21 protein-coding genes are annotated in these 24,110 nt (G+C 63.6%); 7 read left to right on the top strand and 14 right to left on the bottom strand.

What is annotated here, in order from left to right; translation table 11 throughout:
* Positions 1-21 precede the first annotated feature (21 nt).
* Positions 22-2,541: a PKD domain-containing protein gene (locus tag IG178_RS16890; protein WP_193213749.1), complete on the bottom strand. Its 2,520-nt coding sequence runs from the start codon at positions 2,539-2,541 to the stop codon at positions 22-24.
* Positions 2,542-2,785: 244 nt separating this feature from the next.
* On the opposite strand from IG178_RS16890, the gene IG178_RS16885 reads away from it, so the two are divergent.
* Genes IG178_RS16885 through IG178_RS26445 form a run of 6 tightly spaced genes read left to right on the top strand, consistent with a single transcriptional unit; the run spans position 2,786 to position 9,635 of the window.
* Positions 2,786-3,862: a M42 family metallopeptidase gene (locus IG178_RS16885; RefSeq protein ID WP_193213748.1), complete on the top strand. Its 1,077-nt coding sequence runs from the start codon at positions 2,786-2,788 to the stop codon at positions 3,860-3,862.
* Positions 3,859-5,817: a hypothetical protein gene (locus IG178_RS16880; protein WP_193213747.1), complete on the top strand. Its 1,959-nt coding sequence runs from the start codon at positions 3,859-3,861 to the stop codon at positions 5,815-5,817. Before IG178_RS16885 ends, IG178_RS16880 begins: the two co-directional genes overlap by 4 nt.
* A complete protein-coding gene (locus IG178_RS16875; protein ID WP_193213746.1) occupies positions 5,814-6,761 on the top strand; it encodes an AAA family ATPase in 948 nt (315 codons plus the stop codon). The genes IG178_RS16880 and IG178_RS16875 overlap by 4 nt, the downstream gene beginning before the upstream one ends.
* A gap of 31 nt (positions 6,762-6,792) precedes the next feature.
* On the top strand, positions 6,793-7,797 hold the full coding sequence (gene hflK / locus IG178_RS16870; RefSeq protein WP_193213745.1) for an FtsH protease activity modulator HflK: 1,005 nt from the start codon (positions 6,793-6,795) through the stop codon (positions 7,795-7,797).
* Between the two features lie 7 nt (positions 7,798-7,804).
* Positions 7,805-8,797, top strand: coding sequence for a protease modulator HflC (hflC, locus tag IG178_RS16865; RefSeq protein ID WP_193213744.1), 993 nt, complete (start codon positions 7,805-7,807; stop codon positions 8,795-8,797).
* Between the two features lie 4 nt (positions 8,798-8,801).
* Entirely contained in the window at positions 8,802-9,635 is an 834-nt protein-coding gene (locus IG178_RS26445; RefSeq protein ID WP_226895521.1) for an NUDIX domain-containing protein, read from the top strand.
* Positions 9,636-9,802: 167 nt separating this feature from the next.
* Here the strand turns inward: IG178_RS26445 and recA are convergent, their stop codons facing one another.
* The 9 genes from recA to accB all read right to left on the bottom strand — a co-directional run bounded on the left by recA (position 9,803) and on the right by accB (position 18,230).
* Positions 9,803-10,837 (bottom strand): recombinase RecA, encoded by a 1,035-nt coding sequence (recA, locus tag IG178_RS16850; protein ID WP_193213743.1) that lies wholly within the window; start codon positions 10,835-10,837, stop codon positions 9,803-9,805.
* Between the two features lie 245 nt (positions 10,838-11,082).
* Positions 11,083-12,030, bottom strand: coding sequence for a thioredoxin family protein (locus IG178_RS16845; protein ID WP_193213742.1), 948 nt, complete (start codon positions 12,028-12,030; stop codon positions 11,083-11,085).
* A 345-nt stretch (positions 12,031-12,375) separates the two neighbouring features.
* Positions 12,376-12,981, bottom strand: a complete 606-nt coding sequence (locus IG178_RS16840; RefSeq protein WP_193213741.1) for a PEP-CTERM sorting domain-containing protein — start codon at positions 12,979-12,981, stop codon at positions 12,376-12,378.
* Positions 12,982-13,025: 44 nt separating this feature from the next.
* Positions 13,026-14,006 carry a hypothetical protein gene (locus tag IG178_RS16835; protein ID WP_193213740.1) on the bottom strand — a complete coding sequence of 327 codons (981 nt, stop codon included), beginning with the start codon at positions 14,004-14,006 and terminating at the stop codon, positions 13,026-13,028.
* Positions 14,007-14,234: 228 nt separating this feature from the next.
* Entirely contained in the window at positions 14,235-14,618 is a 384-nt protein-coding gene (locus IG178_RS16830; RefSeq protein WP_193213739.1) for a hypothetical protein, read from the bottom strand.
* A gap of 42 nt (positions 14,619-14,660) precedes the next feature.
* Entirely contained in the window at positions 14,661-15,596 is a 936-nt protein-coding gene (locus IG178_RS16825) for a PfkB family carbohydrate kinase (RefSeq protein WP_193213738.1), read from the bottom strand.
* 62 nt (positions 15,597-15,658) lie between these two features.
* Complete coding sequence (thiE, locus tag IG178_RS16820; protein ID WP_193213737.1) at positions 15,659-16,306, bottom strand: thiamine phosphate synthase; 648 nt, start codon at positions 16,304-16,306, stop codon at positions 15,659-15,661.
* A 49-nt stretch (positions 16,307-16,355) separates the two neighbouring features.
* The gene (gene accC / locus IG178_RS16815; protein ID WP_193213736.1) at positions 16,356-17,708 is read right to left on the bottom strand and encodes an acetyl-CoA carboxylase biotin carboxylase subunit; all 1,353 of its coding nucleotides are present in this window, start codon (positions 17,706-17,708) and stop codon (positions 16,356-16,358) included.
* A gap of 54 nt (positions 17,709-17,762) precedes the next feature.
* Positions 17,763-18,230: an acetyl-CoA carboxylase biotin carboxyl carrier protein gene (accB, locus tag IG178_RS16810; protein ID WP_193213735.1), complete on the bottom strand. Its 468-nt coding sequence runs from the start codon at positions 18,228-18,230 to the stop codon at positions 17,763-17,765.
* Between the two features lie 174 nt (positions 18,231-18,404).
* Here accB and trmB point away from each other — a divergent pair, with 174 nt between their 5' ends.
* The gene (trmB, locus tag IG178_RS16805; protein ID WP_193213734.1) at positions 18,405-19,022 is read left to right on the top strand and encodes a tRNA (guanosine(46)-N7)-methyltransferase TrmB; all 618 of its coding nucleotides are present in this window, start codon (positions 18,405-18,407) and stop codon (positions 19,020-19,022) included.
* Here the strand turns inward: trmB and IG178_RS16800 are convergent.
* The 4 genes from IG178_RS16800 to IG178_RS16785 form a co-directional block, all read right to left on the bottom strand.
* A complete protein-coding gene (locus IG178_RS16800; protein ID WP_193213733.1) occupies positions 18,993-21,248 on the bottom strand; it encodes a ComEC/Rec2 family competence protein in 2,256 nt (751 codons plus the stop codon). The genes trmB and IG178_RS16800 overlap by 30 nt on opposite strands.
* Positions 21,249-21,252: 4 nt before the next feature.
* Positions 21,253-21,936, bottom strand: coding sequence for a tetratricopeptide repeat protein (locus tag IG178_RS16795; protein WP_193213732.1), 684 nt, complete (start codon positions 21,934-21,936; stop codon positions 21,253-21,255).
* A gap of 78 nt (positions 21,937-22,014) precedes the next feature.
* Positions 22,015-22,377 (bottom strand): hypothetical protein, encoded by a 363-nt coding sequence (locus IG178_RS16790; RefSeq protein WP_193213731.1) that lies wholly within the window; start codon positions 22,375-22,377, stop codon positions 22,015-22,017.
* Between the two features lie 63 nt (positions 22,378-22,440).
* Positions 22,441-24,110: LamG-like jellyroll fold domain-containing protein (locus tag IG178_RS16785; protein ID WP_226895519.1), on the bottom strand; the 1,670-nt coding region annotated here is incomplete at its 5' end.

Genomic DNA, 24,110 nt, shown 5'->3' with positions numbered 1-24,110 from the left:
GGGGACAATCGCCGCGGACGATCAGGGAGTTGCGAGGCGGTAGTAGGCGCGACCTTCCGGCGGATCGGGGTCGATGAACTCGACCTTCCCGTCGTCCCCGGCAGCGAGCGTCTGGAGCGTGGTCCACCCGGTCAGGGTCGCGGACCGCTGAAAGGCGTAGCTGCGGCCGGCGAGGCCTTGGAAACGCAGCTGCACCTGGTCGCCCGGCAGCCACCCGATGGTCGGAGGCGGGAAGCCGCTGATGCCGTCGGAGGTGCCGCTATCAATCACCGTGAAGCTGACCGTCATCGGCGTGCCGGCTGTCCCGCCACCGGACGATGCAGTGAAGGGGGTCGCCGTGAGAACATGGGCCCCGAGCGGCGGTGTCCACGAGTAATAGTCGTTCAAGGCGTCGCCACCGATCGTGTAGGGCGCGCCGCTCTGCGTCATGTAGTTGTCATCGCCGTCGAAGGCAAAGCGCACCGAACCGACGGTGGCTGGCGAAGTGTCGGCCCGGATATTCAGCGCCGCCCCCATCACCGCCAGATCGATGGTGTCGCCGTCGTGGATCGGGCCGATATCCTGGTCGGTGTCGGCATTAACCAGCGTCAGGGTGGTGACCGCCTGGCCGCTGCCACCCGACGCTTGGACCGTCACCTGAACTTCATCGCTCCCGGTGAGGCCGTTGTTGTCGGTCACCGTGAGACGGAACCCATACGACCCTTGGACCAAGCCGGAGGCGGTGAGGGTGGATGTGCCGGCGCCACTGAGGATCGCGGCCGCCGGTCCGGACACTTGCGTCCAGGCATGGGAGGCGATCGAACCGTCCGGATCGGAACCGGAGCCGCTCAGCACGACCGATGACTGCGGCAGCGTGATGACCCGGTCCGGTCCCGCGCTGGCCACCGGGTTGCCCGCGGAGCCGGCACCGGTGACCGTAATCGCGACATCGTCGGCGCCAACCATGTCGCTGCCATCGAAGAGCCGCAGCCGGAAAACATAGGTCCCCTCCACCAGATCCGAAAGGGTGAGGTTGAGAGTGGTCTCACCGGTCCGGGTGGCGTTGCTCGGCCCGGATAGCTGGGTCCACAGTTCGAAATCGCTCACGTTGCCCGGATCGTCGGCCGACCCGTTCAGGGTGACGGAAGTCGCGGGCGCCACGACCGTCCGGTCCGGCCCCGCGTCCACGGCGAGTGAGCCGGGGGCTAGATTCAAGGTCACCTCCACCTCGTCGAACCCCTTCAGCCCGCTGTTGTCGGTGACGGTCAGGCGGAATCGGTAAACGCCGAAGGTCAGATCCGACACGGTCGGATTCGTCCCGGTACGGCCGGACCAGGTCGCGATCGATGGACCCGCCACCTGGTCCCACCAATAACTCGAGACGGATCCATCCGCATCACTGGCCGACCCCGGCAGGGCGATCGAATCCACCGGCAGGGTGATGGCACGGTCGCCCCCGGCATCGGCCACCGGTGAGCCGGCGGGAAGCTGATCGATCACCGAAAAGTTTACGGTCACCGGGGTGCCGGCCGTTCCGTCGGCAGCGCGCGGGGTCACGGTGAGGACATGATTCCCCGGCGACGGACTCCAAGGCAGGTAGTCGTCCCAGATGTTGTCGCCGCCGATGCTGTAAGGCGCCGCTCCGTCGGTCCGGTAGGCGGGGTCGCCATCCAGCTCGAATTGCACTGAACCAACGATCGGCGGCGAGGTGTCGACCCGCAGGTTGAGGTGCGGGCCACCGGTGGCGAGATTGATCGTTGCCCCGTCGGTCAACTCGCCCGCCTCGGTATCGGTGCCGGCTTCGATCACCATGATCCGGGCCACCTCGGGCACCCTGACGGAACTCGCCTCCAATGCGGACTCGGGGATCGACGCGGCCTTCGCGCTGGTGTCGGTGACGGTGGATTTCCGCAGCACGATGCGGTCGAGGTTGAATTTGATCGAGCGGCCGGAAATCGTCAGCCGGTAGGTCGATCCGGCGTCGAAACGGTAGACCGGCCAGCGCTTGTTCGAGCTCCCGCCGGCATCCAGCAGGTTCGCCCAGCCCCAGCTGTTCGGCGATCCGCCGTACATCTTGGTGTCCTGGCTCAGCATGCTGAGCGGGGCATCGTCCATGTGGGAATTGCCGGCGTCCGGGCCGGGCCCGAAGCTCGCCCCGTTGAGACCCGCCATCCGCACGTAGCAGTCGTTGTTCTTGTCACCGGCCGCTCCGTCGAGCCGGGCGCGGCACCTCAGATGGAGGTGGTAGTAGCCGGCGTCGTGGATCTTGAAGGTGTAGGTCAGCGGGGCCTCGGGCGACCCGCCATTGGAGCTGTTGCCGAGGAACTCGAGGTGGGCTTCCCGGGTGGCCCCGTGGACATAGTTCGTGTCACCCGGCTGATAGACTTCCCAGCGGTCGGAACCACTGCCCAGCGACGAGGGGGTCCGCTCGGCCTCCATCACCACGATGCCCGAGGTTTCCTGGTAGACCGAACCGGGGGGGACCGTGGCGGAATGGCCGGCGAGATGGGTGGAAAGAAGCGCGACAACGACTTTCCACGGCGACGTGAAATGGAATGACATGATCGGAATGCGATGACGCCGGGCACAAGGGGGGCGAGCCGGCGGGCGCTGGGCGGCAACTCGGCCGGAAACAGCGTCAGGGAAAAACTGAGGTCCCCGGATACCGCCGGAATCCGGGTCACGCGAGGCAAAAGCACTAACATTTCCGCGGTGATCCTGCTGCTTCCCGGAGCGGTCGCACCGGGCGCAAGATCCGCTGCACTCGCCGGTTGCCCTCCGGCCCCGTCCTGCTTGAATGACGGCGATGACGAAAGACGACCGGGAGTTCCTTTTCACCCTTCTCCAGACCCCGAGCCCGACCGGCTTTGAAATGCCCGGTCAACGGGTGTGGGCGGATTACCTCCGGCCCGTCGCCTCCGAGGTGGCCTGCGACGCCTACGGGTCCACCTGGGCCCGGCTCGAAGGCAAGTCCGGGAAAACCGTGATGCTCGCCGCCCACGCGGACGAGATCGGTTTCATGATCAAGACGATCCAAAGCGACGGCTTCATCCGCCTCGACCGGGTCGGCGGCAGCGATGTCGCCACGGCGCGCGGCCGCCGCCTGACCTTCGCCGGCGACAAGGGACCGGTCAAAGGCATCATCGGCAACACCGCGATCCACCTGCGCCGCGACAGCAACGGCGACGAGAAGGCCCCGCTGGTCCACGAGCTGTGGGTCGACGTCGGCGCCTCCAGTGCCAAGGAGGTCGCCGCCCTCGGCCTGCGGGTCGGCCATCCGGCCGTCTACGAGGATGGACCGTCGGAACTCGCCCACAAGCGGCTCATCGGCCGGGCCCTCGACAACCGCATCGGCGGCTACATCATCGCCCAGGTCTTCAAGCGCATCGCCAAGAGCCGCAAGAAGCCGGCATTCTCGCTGCTCTGCCTGAACGCGGTGCAGGAGGAAATCGGCGGCAACGGCGCGATGATGGCAACCTACCGGCACAATCCCGAGGCCTGCATCTGCCTCGACGTCACCCACGCGACCGACACCCCGGGCATCGACAACAGCAAGCACGGTGCGGTGAAGCTCGGCGGTGGCCCGACGATCTCCCACGGCACCGCGAACCATCCGCTGATGGTGAAGCGGCTGATGGAAGTCGCGGAAAAGGGCAAGACCCCGGTCCAGCACGAAGCCAGCAGCCGCTACACCGGCACCGACACCGACAAGATTTTCCACATGCGCGAAGGCGTTCCCAGCGCTTTGGTGTCCTTGCCCCTCCGCTGCATGCACTCGGTGGTGGAGACCGCCCATCTGGACGACATCGCCCGGACGATCGATCTCCTGACCGGTTTCGTCCAGTCGCTGACGCCGGGCGACCGCTTCCATCAATCGCTATGAAGTCCCTTGCCGCCGCTGTTTCGCTCGCCCTGAGCGCGGCTGCCCAGGCGGCCGGCAGCCCGGGGGAAGCGGCCCTCACCTTCCTCCGTGGACTCAGCGGGGAGAACGGCGTGTTCGCCGTCGGTGACACCGCGATCTCTCCCGAAATCCCCGCCGACCGGCGGGCCGACATTGCCAGCCGGCTCAGCCGCCTCGGCCGTCACATCCGGCCGGACGACCTGCGGGTGCTGGAGGAGAAACAGGACGGCGACCTTGCCGCGGTACTGATTTCCCAAGTCACCGACTTCGACTCGGACAGCGTCCAGGTCCACGCCGTCGGCATGGTGAAAAGCGACAACAAGTGGCTGCCGGCACCCCTGCCCTCGTCCTTCAACAGCACCGGCCTGAGCTTCCGCCCGGGATTCCTCGAGCGCATGAAGGGGCTCGAAAGCTGGATGCTGAACGCACGCAGCCAGCAGCTCGTCCGCCTGAAGAACGACATCTTCTCGCTGCTGTCCGACGAAATGAAGAAGGCCAAAAGCCCCGACGAGCTCCACGAAGCGACCCCGGAAAAGCTGGCGCTCGAATTCCTGGCCGCCCTCAAGGCGCGCGACCTGCCCGCCACCCTCGCGCTGGCCGGCGGTCTCGAGAGCCCGCGTCCGTCGGACTGGGACGAGACCTTCCAGGCGGTCTCACGCTTGTTCCGCAGCAAGCGGATCCGCCACCCCGGCTGGCGCCTGCTCGCGGCCCCGGAAGCCCTCCGCGCGATCGTCTTGACCGAACAACAAGGCGATGACGGCTATGTGAGCATCGTCGCCATCGACCCGGCTGCGGATTTTGACCACCGCCCGCAGGCCAAGGCCATCCACCTGCCGTTCGCGCGTTCGAAAGCAGGTCTCTGGCGGGTGGTGCTGCCGGTGGAACTGCTGGCACCGGCGACGACCGGGAGCGACCGCGATGACGAGGACGAGATCGACCCGATCGACGCGAACCTGATCTCGAGTTTTCCCGAAAAGCTGGCGGAAACTCTCGGCAGCGAGCGGAAGAGCACCCCGCAGGCAGCCGCGGAGTCGATGATTTCCGCCCTGCGGGCACCCACGCTGGAGCCGCTCGGTCGCAGCCTCGACCTTTCAGGAGCCGCAGACGCGCTGGAAACCCTCAGCCGCGCCGCACGCCTTTGGCAGACGTTCCACTATCCGGACGAGATCGTTTCCCCGCTATTGCTGGAGGTCCACGAGTTCGGTGTCGATGCCTGCGCGATCATCCAGGAGTTCTCGGCCCGGAATCCCGAGAAGCCCTCCCTGCAGGCCTTGTTTTTCAAGAAGGACGACAAGGGCTGGCGGGCCAACCGGGGCTTCTCCGGGGCAAGTGCCTTGGCCTTCGTCGATGACAGCGCCGGGGCCGGGAAGTGGCTCGGCACCGCCCTCAAAGAACACGGCGACGATTTTTCGAGCGGTGTGCTGACACGGGTGGGTGGCGTCCCCGCCGACTCGGCACCAACCGAGGAAGAGGCCAGAAAGGTCGTGGAAGATTGGCGGCAAGCGGTCGCCGACCGTGACGGAGCCCGCATGCTCGCCTTGTCCGCATGTTTCGACGACCACAGCGGATCCAAGCGCGCCCTGCGGAACACCGGCTACGAACTGCTCGCCGGACAGCCGGGCGAGGTGCTCGGCGTCCATCGTTCGGGCCGCTGGGCGGCAGTCTCGATGAGGGTTCCCCCGGAGGAAGGCGACGACTCGGCCGACTCCTTTCCCCTCTACCTGGTGGTCACGACCGAAAAAGGTCCCCGCGTGCTGCCGGAGCTCGATCTCTTCGATCCACTGACCCGCAGCCGCGAGTTCCTCAACCGCCGCGTCTGGGACCGGATCGACGACCGGCTTCCCAACGGCGCCCGCACCGAGCTTGAAGCCATTTTCGAGAAGCATCGCGAGGTTTCCGCCAGCGCCCGCGAGCACGCCCCGATTTCCAACGAATGAGCGACCTCATCTCCGCCCGCCAAACCGCCCGCCGCCTGGAAGACGCCGTCCGCACCGTGGTGCGCGGCCAGGACGCCGCTCTCAGGAACATTCTCGCCTGCCTCGCCGGCGGTGGCCACGCACTGGTCGAGGATGTCCCTGGAACCGGTAAAACCACGCTCGCCAAGGCAATTGCCCGCTCGGTCGATGGCGCCGGCTTCAAGCGGGTCCAGTTCACCCCCGACCTGCTGCCCGGCGACATCCTCGGCGTCTCGATCTTCGACCCGCGCACCCAGGAGTTCCGCTTCCGGCCCGGCCCGGTCTTCGCCGACATCCTGCTCGCCGACGAAATCAACCGCGCCTCGCCGCGAACGCAGTCCGCCTTGTTGGAATCGATGGCGGAACGGCAGGCGACGATCGACGGCGAACGTCACGATCTCGACGGGCTGTTTTTCGTCATCGCCACCCAGAACCCGGTCGAATTCCGCGGCACCTATCCGCTGCCGGAAGCGCAGATGGACCGCTTCATGATCCAGAGCCGCTTGGGCTACGTGACGCCCGAAGAAGAGCGCGCCATCCTTTCCGACCAGATCAACCGCCACCCCGTCGACTCCCTGGAACCGGTCGTGAACCGCGACGACCTGATCGGCCTGCTCGAGGCCACCCGCAACGTTCGCATCACCGACGAGCTTCGCGGCTACATCGTCGACATCGTATCATCCACCCGTGGCCGCGACGACGTCCAGCTCGCCGCCAGCCCGCGGGCCTCGATCGCCCTGATGAAGATGGCGCAGGCGCTGTCCCTGTTCGAGGAACGCGACTTCGTGGTGCCGGAAACCATCCAGGCCGTCGCCGCGGATGTGATCGCCCACCGCATGGTCATCACCCCCGAGGCCAAGCTTTCCGGAGTCACCGGGCGGCAGGTGGTTGCGGATATCCTCGCGGAAATCGAAGTGCCGGTGTAAGCCTACCCGCCCAGTAGCCCAGCTTCCCGTCATGCCCAGTCCGCCATCCCTTCCCCAGTTCCGCTCCACGCAGTTGAAAATCGGTCCGATCCTCCGCGTGTTGGTCGTGATCCCGGTGATTGTGCTGCTGATTTCCGGTGTTTTTTCGTCATTCTACACCGTCAGCCCGGAGGCGGTCGCCGTAGTGCAGCGCTTCGGGAAATTCACCGGCATCGCCGATCCCGGATTGCACTTCAAAATTCCCTTCGGCATCGATACCGCCACCCTCGTCCCGATCCGCCGCCAGCTGAAGCTGGAATTCGGCTTTGCCACCCGTGGCGCCACCAATCCCGACCAAGCCAGCGAGGAACCCGACCGGGAACGCGACATGGTCACCGGTGATCTCAACGCCGCCCAGGTCGAGTGGATCATCCAGTACGGGATTTCCGACCCGAAGGACTTTCTCTTCAATGTCCGCAATCCCGGACCGACGCTCCGTGACCTCACGGAGAGCGTGATGCGCGAGGTGGTCGGGGATCGCACCGTCGACGAGGTTCTGACCATCGGGCGGACCGAGATCGAAACCGAGACGCTCGCCCGCCTCCAGCAGCTGATGGCCAAGATCAACATGGGCCTCCGCGTCGAACAGATCCAGTTGAAGAACGTCAACCCGCCCGGACCGGTGCAAAGTTCGTTCGACGAGGTCAACCGCGCCCAACAGGAACGCGAGCAGATGATCAACGAGGCCAACGGGGAGTACAACCGGATCATCCCCAAGGCCCGGGGGCTCGCCGAACAGAAGATCTCCGGCGCGGAAGGCTTCGCCGTCCAGCGGGTGAACGAGGCTCAAGGGGACGTGACCCGTTTCCAGCAAATGCTCGAACAGTACGAGAAGGCCCCCGCCATCACCAAGAAGCGACTCTACTTCGAAACCATGAAGGAAGTGCTGCCACGGCTGGGAGGCAAGATCATCCTTGATGAAGACGCCAAACAGTTCTTGCCGCTGATGAACCTCAACCAAGGCATCGGCCCCGCCGCTCCACCGGCCCAACGCTAAGCCCGCCATGAAACAACTTTCCTTTGTCCTCGGGCTCCTCGCCGCGGTCGTCGGCCTGATCCTCTTTGCCAGCAGCGCCTACACGATCGATGAAACCGAGCAGGTCTTCATCACCGAGTTCGGCAAACCGGTCGGAGAACCGATCAATGACGATCCCGACCCGGCCAACAGCGAAGCCGGTCTGCACTTCAAGAAGCCCTTCATCCAACAGGTCAACCGGATCGACAAGCGCATCCTCGAATGGGACGGCCCCAGCACCGAGATGCCGACCCGCGACAAGCTCTATATCACCGTCGATACCTTCGCCCGCTGGCGGATTTCCGACCCGAAGGCCTACTTCGAGAAGCTCCGCGACATCCGCAGCGCCCTGTCCCGGCTCGACGACATCATTGGTAGTGAAACCCGCAACGTCATCGCCTCCCACGACCTGATCGAGGTCATCCGCAGCGACAAGGATCGCAAGCCGGTCCGCGACGAGGCCTTGGCCGCTGCCGACTCGAACCTGGGGCGTTTGCCGCCGATCCGCGACGGTCGTGGCGTGCTCGACCAGCAGATCCTCAAAGCCGCCGCCCCTAAGGTCGCGACCTGGGGCATCGAGCTGATCGACGTCCGCTTCAAGCGCATCAACTACAAGACCGGGGTGATCCAGAAGATCTACGCGCGCATGGCGTCCGAGCGGCAGCAGATCGCCGACCGCTTCCGCTCGGAGGGCGCCGGTGAAGCGGCCAAGATCCTCGGCCGCAAGGAGCGTGACCTGCTTTCGATCCAATCGCAGGCCTACCGCAAGGAGCAGGAGATCAAGGGCAAGGCCGACGCCGAGGCGACCGGGATCTACGCCGCCGCCTACAATTCCAGCCCGTCGGCAGCGGAGTTCTACCAGTTCCTCAAGACCCTGGAGACCTACCAGGACACCCTTTCGAAGGACAGCACCGCCGTCTTCACGACCAACAGCGACCTGTTCCGCCTGCTCAAGCACATCGAAACGGCGGAAGAGCCGTGATGGCATGTCGCCGTATTACCGGAAGCTCAGGGCCGCGATCGGGAATGACCTTTTGATCATCCCGTCGGTGGCGGCGGTCATTCACGATGGTCTTGGTCGCTTGCTGCTCCAGGAAAAGAAGGACGGCTCCTGGAGCTTGCCTGCGGGAGCCATCGAGCCGGGCGAATCTCCGCAAGAAGCGGTCCGCCGGGAAGTTTTCGAGGAAACCGGTTATCGGGTGCTCGAATGCCATCCCGTTGATGTCCTCGGCGGCCAGGCGTTCCGCCACACCTATCGGAACGGGGATCAGGTGGAGTATGCGATCACGCTCTTCCGCTGTCAGGTTGAACAGCAGCCTGGGGCTTGGCGGGACGACGAAACCAAAAGCCTCCGCTTCTTCCACCGGAGCGAAATGCCCGAACTCGCGTTGCCCTACGCCGTCGAATCGCTGTTTTCCGAAGCCGGGAGTCCAGGACTCCGACCGCAGTACCACCTCCGGGATTCCGATCGCGGGTTGCTCGCTTGGGACATCCTGAAGCTGATTGAGAAATCAGCCAACCTGCCGACGTTCGACCTGCTTCTCGCTGCCATCCGCGAACTCGACGAATCGTTCTGGTTCACACCCGGGGACGAAGTTCCCACCTGCAGGAAGGTCGCCACCCATGCCCGCTTGATCCAGGCCGCCGACCTAGCCCATCCCATCCTCATCGACCCCTCCGGGCGCGTCATGGATGGCATGCACCGGGTTTGCAAAGCGCTGGAGCTCGGCTGGACGACGATCCCTGCACGCCGTTTGCCCGAACTTCCACCGCCCGACTTTGTCGGCGTCCCTCCCGGCGAGCTACCTTACGATTCCTGACGCCGCCTTGAACCGATCCCGCGGACGGACGACCCATCAGCGGGACCCAAATGGGCGCCAAAGTCGTGGAATGGTTCGGCCTGCCAAAGCAGCCGACCCTTTGGCAGAGCATCGTCCCAAGACGGATCGGGGGGGCTGGCCGATAGCCCGCCCCCGTCGAATCGGAACTACTTCTTCTTCGCCTCGTCGAGCTTCTCGCGAACCTTTTCGGTGATCTCGTTGTAGAGCGCTTCGTCGGCCTTGAGTGCCTCCTTCGCAGCATCGCGTCCTTGGGCCAATTGGGAACCGTTGTAGGCGAACCACGAACCGCGCTTCTGGATGAGGTCCATCTCCAAGGCCAAATCGAGGAGCGACCCCACCGAGGAAATACCCTCGTTGTACATGATGTCGAACTCGCAGTCGGTGAACGGTGGGGCCACCTTGTTCTTCACGATCTTGATCTTGGTGCGGTTGCCTTGAACCGACCCGTCGGTTGCCTTGATCTGGCCGATCCGGCGGATGTCGATGCGCACCGAGGCAAAGAACTTCAAGGCCCGGCCACCAGGCGTTGTTTCCGGGTTGCCGAACATCACGCCGATCTTTTCCCGGATCTGGTTGGTGAAGATGCATACCGTGCGGGCCTTCGAGATGAAGCTCGTCAGCTTCCGCATGGCCGCACTCATCAGGCGGGCCTGGGCACCCACGGTCGAATCGCCGATCTCGCCATCGAGTTCTTGCTTGGTGACGAGAGCCGCCACCGAGTCGAGCACGACCACGTCAATGGCATTGGAGCGGACGAGCGCCTCGCAAATCTGCAAGGCTTCTTCGCCCGACGACGGCTGGGAGACCAGAAGATCGTCCAGATTGACCCCGAGCATCTTCGCGTACTGGGGATCCAGCGCGTGTTCGACGTCGATGAAAGCCGCCAGCCCCCCCTTTTTCTGGGCCTGGGCGATGGCCGTCAGGGTCAGGGTCGTCTTGCCGGAAGATTCCGGACCGAACACCTCGATGATCCTGCCACGCGGGAAACCACCGACCCCGAGTGCCCGGTCGATCAGGAGGTTACCGGTCGGAATTACATCCACATCGACACGGTTGCCATCGCCCATTCGCATGATGGCGGCTTCGCCGAACTCCTTCTGGATGCTGGAAATCGCGAGGTCGAGGTTCCGTTTGCGGGCATCGGCGAGCTTGCTGGAGGGGTCTTCGGTGATCTTGGCCATGGTGTTCGTTTGTTCGCTGGTGCTTGTCGCAGGCAGAACCTGAAGCGTCAAAGAAAAAGATGTTCACTCGAACAAAAATGCGACCCGACTGCATTGATCCGGCGACGTCGGTCCGACCACCGGAATCGGTGGTATCCCCGTACAGAACTTGAGACCTCTGCCCTCCATGCCCCCCAAAAAGAAGAAAGCGCTGTCCGGCTTCACAAGCCGGACAGCGCCAAGATCATCGGGTTCTGGAGTCGTGCCTACTCGGCTGCTTCCCCCTTCGCCTTGTCCTTGGCCTTCTCCAACTGCGCCTTGAAGCCATCGAGATGGCCGGCGGTTTCGCTGTCGGGAGCCACGGCCTTGGCTTCGTCGATGGCGGCAATCGCTTCATCGAACTTCTCCATCCGGGCGAGAATCATCGCCTTGGTGGCAATCATTTGCTGCTTGGTTTCCCCCTCGAAATCACCCGATTGCACGGACTTCTCGACGAAGGCAAGCGCCCCGTCCATGTCCTGCTTGGCGGCGAAGCCGTTGAGCTCCTGCTCGAAGGCCGCAAACTTCTCCTTGGCCTCAAGTTTGGCAAGGTAGCCGGTCTCGTCCTCCGGATCGGCGGTTTTGATCTGATCAACCACCTCGGAGTAGAAGTTGCCCACGACGGCTTCCTCGAGCCCCATGGCGTCGAGGGCCGAAATCAGCAGCTTCGCCTTTTCCACCCCACTCGCCTTCGCGGCATCAGCGAAAGCCTGGTCGCGGGTGTCTTTCTTGGCACGAAGTTCGTCGAGATGAGAGACATACTTCTCCGGCCCACCGGCTTGATAGCCCGTCCGGGCATATGGCTTGCCGTCCGGATCGGCCAGCAGGATCGTCGGGTAGCCCTTGATCGCATACTTGGCCTGGAGTTCCTTGTTCTGCTTCTGGGTTTCCTCGGAAACGAGCGATTTGTCGCGCGGGTAGTCGAGTTCCACCAGGACGAACTTGTCCTTCACCCCTTCCTTGAAGGGATCGTGGCTGAAGACTTCCTCGTTCAGCTTGATGCACCAGCCACACCAGTCCGAGCCGGTGAAATCCATGAGGAGGTCCTTGCTTTCATCCGCCGCCTGCTTCTTGGCAGCGGTATAGTCGTGGGTCCAACCTTCACCACCAGCGATGGCAGAGGAGAATCCGAGCGAAGCGACGCAGGCGGCCGCCAGGAAATGTTTTGCATTCATATTGCTTGGGGTCGGTGAGACAAGTCTCCAGAGAAACCGATTCTGATCATCAGATTTCTCCAAAAATGTGCCCAGAATCTTCCAATCAACTCTTGGCTCGATGATTTGCTGCTGTCTCGGGCAACTTCAAAACTGTATCCATTTCCGAGCTCTCATCTTTGCAGCAGAATAGCGCTAAATGTACATCCTTCGGGTTTCGCCCAAAAGGAACACGAAACTCCAAGTAATATCTCCATTTCCTGATATCACCTCGAAAGGAATCGAGAGCCTATTGTTCAAAAAAAAGGGAGTCGGCAATCGCCGACTCCCTTGGACAGTGTAGTAAATCCTAAACCGCTGAAATAATTATCGACGGCGGCGAACCAGACCAAAAAGTCCCAACGCACCCAGAAGAGCAATCGAAGGTTCAGGAACAGCTTGGACCATTGTCACATAATCAGTGCCAGTGGCGACATCTGTAATTTGCCCCACAACACCAACGAGTCCAGAGACCGAAGGGGTAACGGTGACAGATCCCGAACCAGAGACAGGATTCGCAAACACTTGAGTCGATGCTCGGAGAACAGCGATCTCCGTCGCCAATGTGTAATCCGCTGTATTCGACAGGAAAATATAGATTGGAGCCGAACTCAACGCATCGGGCCCAACACCAACGAAGCTTCCGCTGATCGTCCCGGCGTCAGCAGATCCGAGTGTGACTACAGCGCCACCGACTGCGGTCAACGGCACAAAATCACTCACTGCCGCCATGAATGATGCCAAATCATTCACAACAGGAGCCGTGCCATATGTGCCCACAGTGAGGTAATATGAACTTGTCCCAGTGAGCAGTTCACCACCAGCAGCTGCCTGCACCCCCAAGCGGTTGGCGGGCGGCCCTCCAATTGCAACTGTCGAACCAAAGGCGAACGACGACATCGCCGCCAGTAGGGTAATAACTAGTTTTTTCATGACTTTATTAACAGGAACGGATTTGCTTTCAGTGAAGTGGCTTATTATTCAGCGATCACCTGAGCAGGGAATGTGATCGTCGATGGACTACCGGCCGGCCTGCGAACGATCATTCCGGTACCCTCCTTGATTTCAACAGTCCCCTTCGGCTCGTATGTCACGAAGTCAACCATTTCCGTCGTAGAACCATCGTCATACGAGTAATATGTGGTCGCCGCTTGAGCTGCATTCAGCGTAATCACTTCGTCGGACTGATCGAGCAACTGTGTAGCCAAATCCATCTGATTAAAGCTATTGCCAACTGCGTAAGGAGGAGCAATGAAATTATCCCCAAGCAGGACATCGACCTGAGTCTTGCCCGTTTTCACGTCACCTACAGACGTGAAAGTCTTTTCGCCGGCAGAATAATTGCGAATGATAACTCCCGTCCCTGGAAATAGGGGGTAATCTGACTCATCTTCGTAAGTCACGAAATCCACCCATGTAGCAGGCTCAACAGGACCGTTCGTGAGCGTGTAAACCACCGTCTTAGCAGCTTGAGTCACTGGATCGACAATAATGACCTCATCTGGGGTCCCGGAATCATCCGCCAACCCGGGAGCATTGGCCCCAAGAAAATCTTGGATAGTGGTAATCCGACGAATTGCTACACTTACATTTCCTCCAACTGTTGGAACTGCATCATTGATCACAATGGTGGTGGCGGTCGAGCTAACGATCTGCGACCACCATCCTTCTTGAGTTTCTGAAGTGATTTCCAAATACGATGCACTGTTCAGATCCTCCGGAACTCCGCCGGCAAAGGTAAGAGTCGTCAAACCGGAGGGGTCAACAGTCGTCTGCCCTGCAAAATCGATCGAATTGGTCAAAACAGGGCCAAGGTAGGTGTCCGCCCCCGTTGGCAGGGCGGCAACGTTCCCGGCAACTGTGTGCGAGATATAGCCCACAGGATCCGTGACGGCAGCATTGGCTGCCCCGACAGCAAGAAGCGCTCCGAGCAGCGCAAAGGGAATGATTGGTTTCATGACGAGGTTGGGTTTAGGTACGGTTTTGGTTTTCGTCGAGCAAAAAACCGTGATGGCGGGTGGCACGTTCGTAACGCCACGTCGTTTTTCACCGGATTTCTGATCCACAAGAGACATTGACGACGATTCTTGTCGGGATCGCAAGGAAATTATTGGACGGGGGACTAAACGCGGGTTTTCAGGGACTTGCGAGATTGGGGGAAGCATTGAATGAGATCATTCTTGGGTTCATTCCTGATCGCTCGAATCCGGGATTTTACCCGACGATCGAGGCTTGGTTTTTTCAAAATGTCCGATTTTGCGGCCCCGCTCCAAATCAAACAGGAAGGTCCAGTCTGGGAGTGCCTCAGCCGCAGAATTCACGCCGGATTGTTTGCCAACATGTCGTTTCGAGCCCGGATTCCAGGCTTCTGGTGACCAATTCTCCCCGCTCGTGGGGAAACATGCCCACGTTGAAGACTTTCGTTGTCGACCATCCAATTCGGAATCCGATGCAACGGAGATTCCCGGCGTTGCAGGCCAGCAGCGAGCATAGATCGCCATTTTGAAAAAACCTTCGCCATTCACGCGACTGGCACGCGCAAGAGCAGGGCTTCCGGTGTCTCCTAGCATCGCGCCGACGCTTCACGGCGTAGCGATTCCCCCTCCAGGCACCTACCAGGCGGTCACCGCCCGGAAATGCTCCATGCGCGAGTCCAAGTCCGCTTGTTCAAGGGCCTCCAGGCGACGGGTGGAGAAGGCCTCGCAGGTGAATGAGGCCACAACGGAGCCGTGGACAACCGCACGACGCAGGGTGTCAAAGTCCGGCTGGGTCGAGCCCTTGGCCGCGAGGAACCCAGCGAGGGCCCCGAGAAAGGTGTCTCCCGCTCCGGTGGGATCGGCCAGGGTCTCGATCGGGTAAGCGTGCCCGCGGAAGAACTCATGGTCGTCGGCGGTCCCCGAAAAGAACATCGATCCGTATTCGCCGAGCTTGATGACCACGTGCCTCGGGCCCTTTGCGAGGAGGATGCGACCCGCTTCGAGCAAGTTGGAGGTGCCGGTGAATTCCCGGGCCTCGCTGTCGTTGATGACAAACAGGTCGATTTGCTTGAGGACGTCGTGGAGCCGTTCGTTGGCGATCTCGATCCACAGGTCCATGGTATCGGCAATGACAAAGCGATCCGCTGCCTGGCACTGCTCCAGCATCTCGAGCTGGTTGTCCGGCGACATATTGGCCAAGACCACGATGGGTGCGGCGGAGGAAGACGTGTGAACCTTCACCTTCCAGCTCTCCAGGACGTTGAGGCCGACACGGTGGGTAGTGCGCTCGTTCATGTTGTTGAAATACTCGCCGGACCAGGTGAAGGAATCACCGGAGGACCGTTCGACGCCTTCAAGCGAGATTCCCCGTGCTTCCAGCATGTCGAGATGGCGGGCCGGGAAGTCCTTGCCGATGATGCCGACCAAATGGACGGTTTCGGCATAAAACGAAGCCGCGAGGGCGGCGTAGGCCGCGGAACCACCGAGCAGTTCGGTCTCGTCGGCAAAGGGCGTCTTGACGTTGTCGATGGCGATGGTTCCTCCGACGACAATGGGAAGCGAGGCGGGCATGGAGCGAAGCTGAAGACGCCGTTGGCGGGTGCCAAGCGCCAAGGAGGGAAAGTGCCAACTGATCAGCGATCCCCGGCCAGTGACGCGGCAGCGATGGCTTGCGATACCTGACGAGTGGCGATCTGGACGTCCGGAGCGGTGAGGAGGTCGGAGACGATGACGACGTTGCGAGCTCCGGCGGAAAGAACTTCGGGCAGGTTATCGCGCTTGATACCGCCGATGCAGAAGACCGGGATCTCGCGGCCGACCTCGGACTGAACCGCGGCGATGTCGGAAAGACCGATGCCGGGTCGACCCAATTTGGTAGGCGTCGGGAAAAGCGGTCCGAACCCGATGTAGTCGAATCCCTCTTCGAGCGCAGCTCGCGCCTGCATGGGCGAGTGGGTCGAGCGGCCGATGATCTTTCCGGGGCCCATCACCTCGCGAACCGGAGCCAGCGCGCCGTCGTCCTGGCCGATGTGAACCCCATCCGCCCCGACGCGGGCAGCAATGTCCGGGTAATCGTTGACGATGAAGGGAACCCCTGCGGCTCGGCAAAGCGGCAACAGCTGGCAAGCGAGGGCTTCGATCTCTTCCGGCGGATGCCCCTTGGCGCGGAGCTGGAGGAGACCGGCGCCACCGGCAAGCAAGGCCCGGGTTACCTCCGCGGCAGCCTCGGCCGGGACGTAGCCCAGATCGAGAATGGCATAAAGCTGACCAGCGAGGGTCATCGGGTGAAAGCGATCGCTTCGCCGGCTGGCCACATCCGGAACCACTCCTTCATGCCCCCCGCTCTTCCAAATAGCGGGCAACCCAGCCGATGTCGTAGGTGCCGGCCGCGAAATCGGGATGATCGATGATTTCCTGCTGGAACGGGATCGTCGTCTTGATCCCGCGGATCATGAACTCACCGAGGGCCCGCCGCATGCGGGAGATGGCGATGTCGCGGGTCGCGCCGGTGACGATCAGCTTGGCGATCATCGAGTCGTAATGCGGTGGCACCGAGTACCCCGAATAGACGTGGGTGTCGACCCGGACGCCCTTGCCGCCGGGGGCGTACCACATGTCGATGGTGCCGGGGCTGGGGCAGAAATTGTTGAAGGGATCCTCGGCGTTGATCCGGCACTCGATCGAGTGGCCGCGGGGCGTGGAATTGAGGACGTGCTCGGACAGCGGCTCGCCGGCGGCGATGCGGATCTGCTCCTTGATCAGCTCGCAGCCCATCACCTCTTCCGTCACGGGATGCTCCACCTGGATGCGGGTGTTCATCTCCATGAAGTAGAAGTTCTCGCCCTTCTCATCGACGAGATACTCAATGGTCCCGGCGTTTTCGTAGCCGATGTTCTTGATCAGGTTCACCGACGCCTCGGCCATGCGGGCGCGGAGGTCGGGACCCAGCAAAGGCGACGGGCACTCTTCGATGATCTTCTGGTTGCGCCGCTGCATCGAGCAGTCGCGCTCGCCAAGCTGGATGAAATTCCCGTGGCGGTCGGCAATCACCTGGAACTCGACGTGGTGCGGGTTGAGCACCAGCTTTTCGAGGTAGCACTCGCCGTTGCCGAACGCGACCGCGGCTTCGTTGGAGGCCGCCTGGAACTGGGCGAGGAAATCCTCCTCCTTGAAGCAGGGCCGCATGCCCCGGCCGCCGCCGCCCGCCGTGGCCTTGATCATCACCGGGAAGCCGATGCGTTTGGCCTCGGCGAGGCCTTCCTTGGCATCGGAGAGGATCTCCGACCCGGGCGTGACCGGCACGCCGTTGGCCAAGGCGGTGGCGCGGGCCGTGGCCTTGTCACCCATGGTGGAGATCACCTTGGCCGAGGGCCCGATGAATTGGAAATTGCAGCTCTCGCAGATCTCGGCGAAGCGGGCGTTTTCGGAAAGGAAGCCGTAGCCGGGATGAATCGCTTCCGCCTCGGTGATTTCGGCCGCCGCAATGATGCGATCCGCCTTCAGGTAGCTCTCCTTGCTCGATGCCGGGCCGATGCAGACCGACTCGTCGGCGAGGTGGACGTGCATGGAATCGACATCCGCCTCGGAATAGACGGCGACGGATTCCACCCCGAGTTCGCGGCAGGCACGAATGATCCGGAGGGCAATTTCGCCGCGGTTGGCGACAAGGACGCGCTTGAACATGGGAATTGGTTGCGGGCTGTCAGCGGGAGGGCTCCTGCAGTGAAAACCTCAAGCTCACTTGATGCGGAACAGGGCGTCGCCGAATTGAACCGGGGTGCCGTCGTCCACCAGGATGGAAGTGATCGTGCCCGACTTCTCGGCCTTGATCTCGTTCATCACCTTCATCGCCTCGATGATGCAGACGACCTGGCCCTCGCTGACCACATCGCCGACATTCACGAACTCCGGTGAATCCGGGCCGGGCTTGCGGTAGAACGTGCCAACCATCGGCGAGGTGATCGCCACCCCTTCCTCGCCGGCCGGGGACGCCGGCGCGGATGCTGCCGCGGCAGGTGCCGGGGCAGCGGCTGGAGCGGCGTAGGCGGCGGCCGGGGCGGGCATGCTGGCAAGCAGCCCGCGCATCGAGTCGAGGTCGGGCCCCTTGCGGAGTTTCAGGTGAAAGCCTTCCTTCGACATGTCGAAGAGGGTGAGGTCGTGCTCGTTCATGAGCTCGACGATCTTGCGGATTTCCTTGAGGTCCACGATGGTGCGAGAGTGTGCGATTGGGAAAAGCAGCCTGCCCGGCGCGGCGACCGCTACGATTGCGGAGGCTAGGTAAGGGGTCGAAAGAGCGTCAAGCGGGAACCCGGTCGTCGGCGGCGAAGTTCCCGAGGATTGGACTTGCCACGCGGGCGGCCGGCGGGCTGCAAAGCAGGGATGCAACGACCCGCCCGCCCGCCGGAGCCCCATGAGTTCATGCCCGACGACTTCTTCCGGCGCTTGGAGAAGGACGAGATCGTCCGCGCCGGCCGGCCGCTGGAAGTCGACCTCGGCTGCGGCGACGGCCGGTTCCTGCTGGGGATGGCGGGACATCATCCGGAGCGCGACTTCCTCGGCGTCGAACGCCTCCTCGGGCGGGTCCGCAAGGTGGCGAAGAAGATCGGCAAACACGGCCTGACCAACGCCCGCGTGTTGCGCCTGGAAAGCCGCTACACCGTCGAATGGTTGCTGCCGCGCGCATCGGTCTCGCGCCTGCATTTGCTCTGTCCGGACCCGTGGCCGAAACTGCGCCACCATCGCCGCCGCCTGATCCAACAGGATTTCCTGCAGGCGGTGTGGGACACGCTTGAGCCGGGCGGCGAGTTCCTGTTCAAGACCGACCATCCCGAATACTTCGAGTGGGCCGGCGAGAAGATTGCCGCCTTCGGCAAGTTCGAGCGCTTGGAATGGCCCGAGGATGCCTTCTTCTACCCGAAGACCGACTTCCAACTGCTGTGGGAGAGCCAGGGCAAATCGCTCCAACAACTACGGTTGCGGAAGCAAGCTCAAGCTTGAGCCGTCGAGAAAGCCACGCAGCACCAACACACCGTCCTCGCCCGGCAGGATCGTCACCGCGCCGGCACGGCCCTGGTGAAAGACGTGGATGCCGGCCCTCCCGCACGCCTCGACCCAGTTGTCCGGCACGCGTTCCTGCGGAGGGTGATCTGCGTGGGTGACGACGATCGCCCGCGGCTTCACCGCCGCCAGGAAGTCATCGCCCAGCGAGCCGTCGTGCCGATGACGTCCGGCCACGATGACATCCGCCCGCAAGTCGCGGCCGCTTTCCATCATCGCCCGCTCGGTCGCCAGCCCGGCATCGCTGGTGAACAGGATCCGCCAGCCGTGCCAGTGAAGCCGCACGACCATTACCCGTTCATCGGCCACCGCGCTCCAATCCCGCGGATCAGGCGCGTGGATCACCTCGAGGCGCGCCTCGTCGGAGATGCGGTAGAACTCACCTTCCCGCCCGACCGTTGTCGCCACCCGCCGCTCCGCCGTCGCTGCTTCCAGTCGTCGGAAAGTCGAACTGCGCGATCGCTCCACCGGCATCAAGACCTGCCGCAGCGGTAGCGCATCCAGCGCTTCGACCGCACCTCCCACGTGACCGCTTTCCGGGTGGCTCAGGACCAGGCTCTCCGGGAGCAGGGCCATCCGCCGCAGTGAGGGCAGCACCGACCTGCGGAAGCCCGGCTGGCTGCCGGTATCGAACAGCACGCTGGATCCGTCGTCATGGAGGCAAGCCGCCCCGCCACCGTAGCCCACGTCGTAGACGATCAGGAAATCGTCCGCCGGCCGCCCGAGAGGAATCGCGAAGTTGCCACCCGGCACGGCGGCAAAACCCTCGGCAACGGCGGTGCAGGTCCAGGCGACCCCGGCATTCACCCGGTTGATCCGCGGGCCAACAGCCGACAGCGGCGCCAGCAATGCCGCGAGCAACGCCAGGGCCATCAAGATGAAGACCGGCAGCCCGATCAGCGGGCTCGCCAGCACCGAAATGGGTGCGACGAAACCGAAGTGCCAAAGCGTCAGCGGCAGCGACCCGATGCTCGCGGCGGACGACGCCCCCAAGCCCGCGGCCACCTTGCGGCGCAGGTCCAGCCACGCCGCCCGCCACCTGCCATAAAGGGACAGCGGCAAGTAGGGCTCCTTCCGTTCGATCACCGCAAACCATCCGGTGGCCGCCTTCATGCCCAGTCCGATCGCCAGCACCACGCCGAACGAAAGCTGGACGCCGGCCCGGAAGATCAAGTGCCCGTCCGCCATCAGCGTGATCAACAGGGCCAGGCCCAGCGCATTGAGCAGGTCCGGCCGCCGGCGCACCAGGAAAGCGGCGAGGAGCACCCCGGCCATGGTCACCGCCCGCGTCGCCGGCGGCTTCATCCCGGTGATCCAGGCGTAGCCGAGCATCGCCAGCAGGATCACCACCACCGCCGGCCGCCGCGGCACCCTCAGGCAGCGCAGGACCAGCCACACCACCGCCCCGACCATCGCCACGTGCATGCCGCTGACCGAGAACACATGGAGGGTCCCGCTCGACCGGTAGGATTCGATCAGGGCGTCGTCATCGTCCGGATTCTCCCCCAGCACCATCGCCCGGATCACCGCCGCCTCGCGGCTTGCGGGATCCAGCCCTGTCGTCACCGCGCGGCGAAAGCGCGCCCGCCACCGCTGCGCCATCCGGTCGACAAAGGGCGGCGCCGCCACGGACCTCGCCACGCCTTGCGCTTCGAACACGCCCCAGGCTCCCTGGCGGTGGAGCCAATCTTCCAAGTCGAACTCGCCCGGATTCCGCGGCGGTGGCACCGGCACGAAGCGGCCGCGTGCCTCGATGGTCTCGCCGCGTGCCGCCGGCGGCCCGCCACCCCGCCACCAGACCTTGCCGGGCACGCCGCCATCGCGGAGTACCACCAGCGCAGACCAGCCGTGGCCGGACGACCGTGGCTCGGAAATCACCTGCGCCACCACTTTCGCGGGATGGCTGCGATCGGCCTCGATCCAACGCCGCGCGGCGTCCTGCGGCATCGTCCGCCAGCCATGCAAGCCGGCCGCCGCAGCCGCGCAGAGCATGGCCGAGATCGCCACCCGTGGCCGGCCGGCCACCAGGAACAGTCCCAGGACAATGGCAGCCGCCAGCGATCCCGCGATCACCTTGCCGTCGGCCGCCACCACCGCTGCGACCGCCAGAACCGCGGCCCAGAGCAGCGGGTGGCGCTCCACCGTCTGGCGGAGCCCTGCCCTCATCGGATCAGGCCATGCCCCACTCGCGGAGCTTGTGGCGGGCGTTGGCCGAGTGACGGGATTCCGGGAATTGCTCGATGACCTGCTGCATGATCGTCCCCGCCGAAGCGTGGTCTTCCAGCTGGGTCTCGTAGATCTCCGCCAGGCGGAACATCAGGTAGGCGGCATCGTTCTCCTGCCACTCCTGGTCCTCGATCGCGTGGCGCAGCGTCTGCACCGCTCCTTGGACATCTTCCAGGTGCTCGATCTGGATCTTCGAAATCTCGACATACGGGACGCGGTTGAGCGGATCCTCCGCGGCGGCGGCCCGGAACTCCTCGATGGCCCCTTCCCAGTCCCCTTGCGCGACCTTGGCGCGGGCGTTGTGCATCGCGTCCTGCTCGACCATCTCGGCGCTGTCGTAGACGGCGTGGGTGAAACGCTGGGCGATTGCCGGCAGCACGTGGATGACGAAAACGATCCCCACCAGGCCGGCGGTCAGGAATGCCAGCAGGATCCCCACGAAGACCTTCTCCCCTTCACGTCCCTCGATGTCGGCCTGAAAGCTCTTGATGTCGTCCTCCGGCTCGTCGGCGTACTTCATTTCCTGAAGCGCCACCTTGTCCTCCTCGATCTTTTTCCCCGAATCGATGAACTTCATCCAGGAGAACGCCACCACGATCGCCATCACCGCATAGATGCCCCACTTCATATGTCGAAAGACTAATCAATGCGGCGCGCCCCGCGGGAAGCACAAAATCGGACAGGAGCCGGATCGGAAAGGCCCGTCTCAAAGGCGCCGCGCCGCACGGCCTTCGTCGATGAGCTTCCAGAAGTGCTTCGACTTGGCCAGCTCCTCGTCCTCGGCCATCGGGATCTTCGAACGGAAGGCGAAGTCGGTGAAGGTGCCCTTGTGCAGCACCCGGTGAACGATCACCACCCCCTCCTTGACCTCGAAATAGAAGCGCCAGTCCTTGGCCCGGAAGCGGTACAAAGTCCGCCCGTCGCGCTCGATCCGGCCGAAGCGCTCGCCGTCGAAGTCTTCCAGGTCCTTTTCGGTGACCTTGAACTCATCGAGCAGCTCGAGCTGTTCGAGGGTGTCGAGGCGGGAAATCTCGGCCGCACTGATTTCGTTGAAAACGATCTGGAACACGGGGGCAGCGTGGAACCGGGTCGACCAAATTCCAAACCTCAAATGCAAGCCCTCGCGGGGATTTCACTCCGGCAGCGCCTCGATCCGGAAGAACCGCGTGCCCGCCCCGGTGGGCGGCTCGTAGGTCACCGTCACCCTCTCGTAGTCCGTCCCCGGGTAGTCCTCGCGGATCACGTCCGTGATGCCCGGATCGGCGTCCTCCCAGGTGCTGAGGTCGTCGCCGACCTGAACCTGATAGACCGCCCCGGCGGGCGCCTTGCGGGCGGTGAAGCTCAGCGTCACCCGGCCGTCCGCCGCCCGCTCGAGCGGCATCGGGAAGACGTTCGGGCGCAAGGGATCGCCGCCGAAGGCGAACTCCGCGAAGTTGCTCTGGCCGTCGTGCTCGATGTCGAGATCCATCCCGTGCAGGTGGCTCAGGCCCGGCAGCCATTCCTCCAGCCAGGCGAGGTAGGGCGCCACCGCGCCGGTCTCCTGGGAAAGGGCTTCGATCTCCCCCGCCGACAGCACCCGCGAGTGGATGCGGAACTGATCGAGGTCCCCTTCGAAGCTGACCGCGGCACCGGCAGGATTGCCGCCGAGCGACAGCACCGGATTGGAATCGAGGAAATCGCTGCCGCCGGCGATCGATCCGTCGAACTGGCCGTTGATGAAAAGCTGCATCTCTCCGGTGGCCCGCGCCCGCGTCACGGCGACATGGACCCACTCCCCGGTGCTGACCTCGACGGTGCCGTGCAAGGCCGTGTTCGGGGACTGGTCGGCATGACCGGTCTGGAAGGAAATCCGGTTCACCCCGCCGCCGCGGGTGCCGGTGATCATGAAGTCGTTGCGGGCCCCCGGGCTGTCCGCCGCCGCGATGGCGAGACCGCCGGACGGGGTGTCGGTGGTGGTGAAGGGGCGGCTGGTGCGCATCCAGAACGAAAGGGTGAAATCCCCGGGCGCGACATTCGGCAAGGTCACCCGCTCGTCGCTGTCGTCGAAATGCAGGCCGCCGCCGATCCGGCCCGTCGTCCAATCCTCCGGCTCCATCCCGACCAGGGTGCCATGAGTCTCATGCGGTGAACTGTCGTTGGCCGAGTTGCCGCTGCCTTCATCAAGCTTCAGCCAGGCCAGGAGATCCGGATCGACCACTCCCACCCGCAGCTCCGCGGACGCGAAGTTGCCTTCACCCGCACCCTGCACCCGGCCGGCCGGCAGCTGGATGACGACCTCTCCGAATCCCGCCGGGACCACGGTGAACGTGTAGTCGGCACCACCGCCGCTCAGGTTTTCCGCCGTTCCCCCGCTCACCACGAAATCATCCGCGCTCAAGCCGCTGACCGGCTCCGAGAAGTGCACGGCGACCTCGAACGGCCCGCCCGCCGATGGCGGTGCTTCCAGGCTCACCGCCGGCGCGTCGGGCAGCGACAGGATCCACTCCGCGATCACCCCCGCCGCCGCTTCGTCCACCTGGTTCTTCGCCACCGGCGGCATCTTCACCGATCCCGTCGTCCCGTGACGAACCCGCAGCACCGACCCCGCCAGGTCCCCGGGCACGATCACCCGGTCGCCGGGGCCGCTGAGCGGCGCCTCCACCGCACCGCGGATCAGCTGCTGCTCGTTGAGCGGCGTCGTGAAGCGCGCGTCGAAGAACGCTCGCACCCCTCCCGGCCGGTGGCATTGCGCGCAGTTCGAGTCCAAATACGAGCGCACCCGTTCTTCCAGGCTCGCGCTGCTGTCGCCGATGTTTTTCGCCT

Source organism: Neoluteolibacter marinus (assembly GCF_014904755.1).
Lineage (GTDB): Bacteria > Verrucomicrobiota > Verrucomicrobiia > Verrucomicrobiales > Akkermansiaceae > Haloferula > Haloferula marina.
This window is presented reverse-complemented; position numbering and strand designations above follow the sequence as displayed.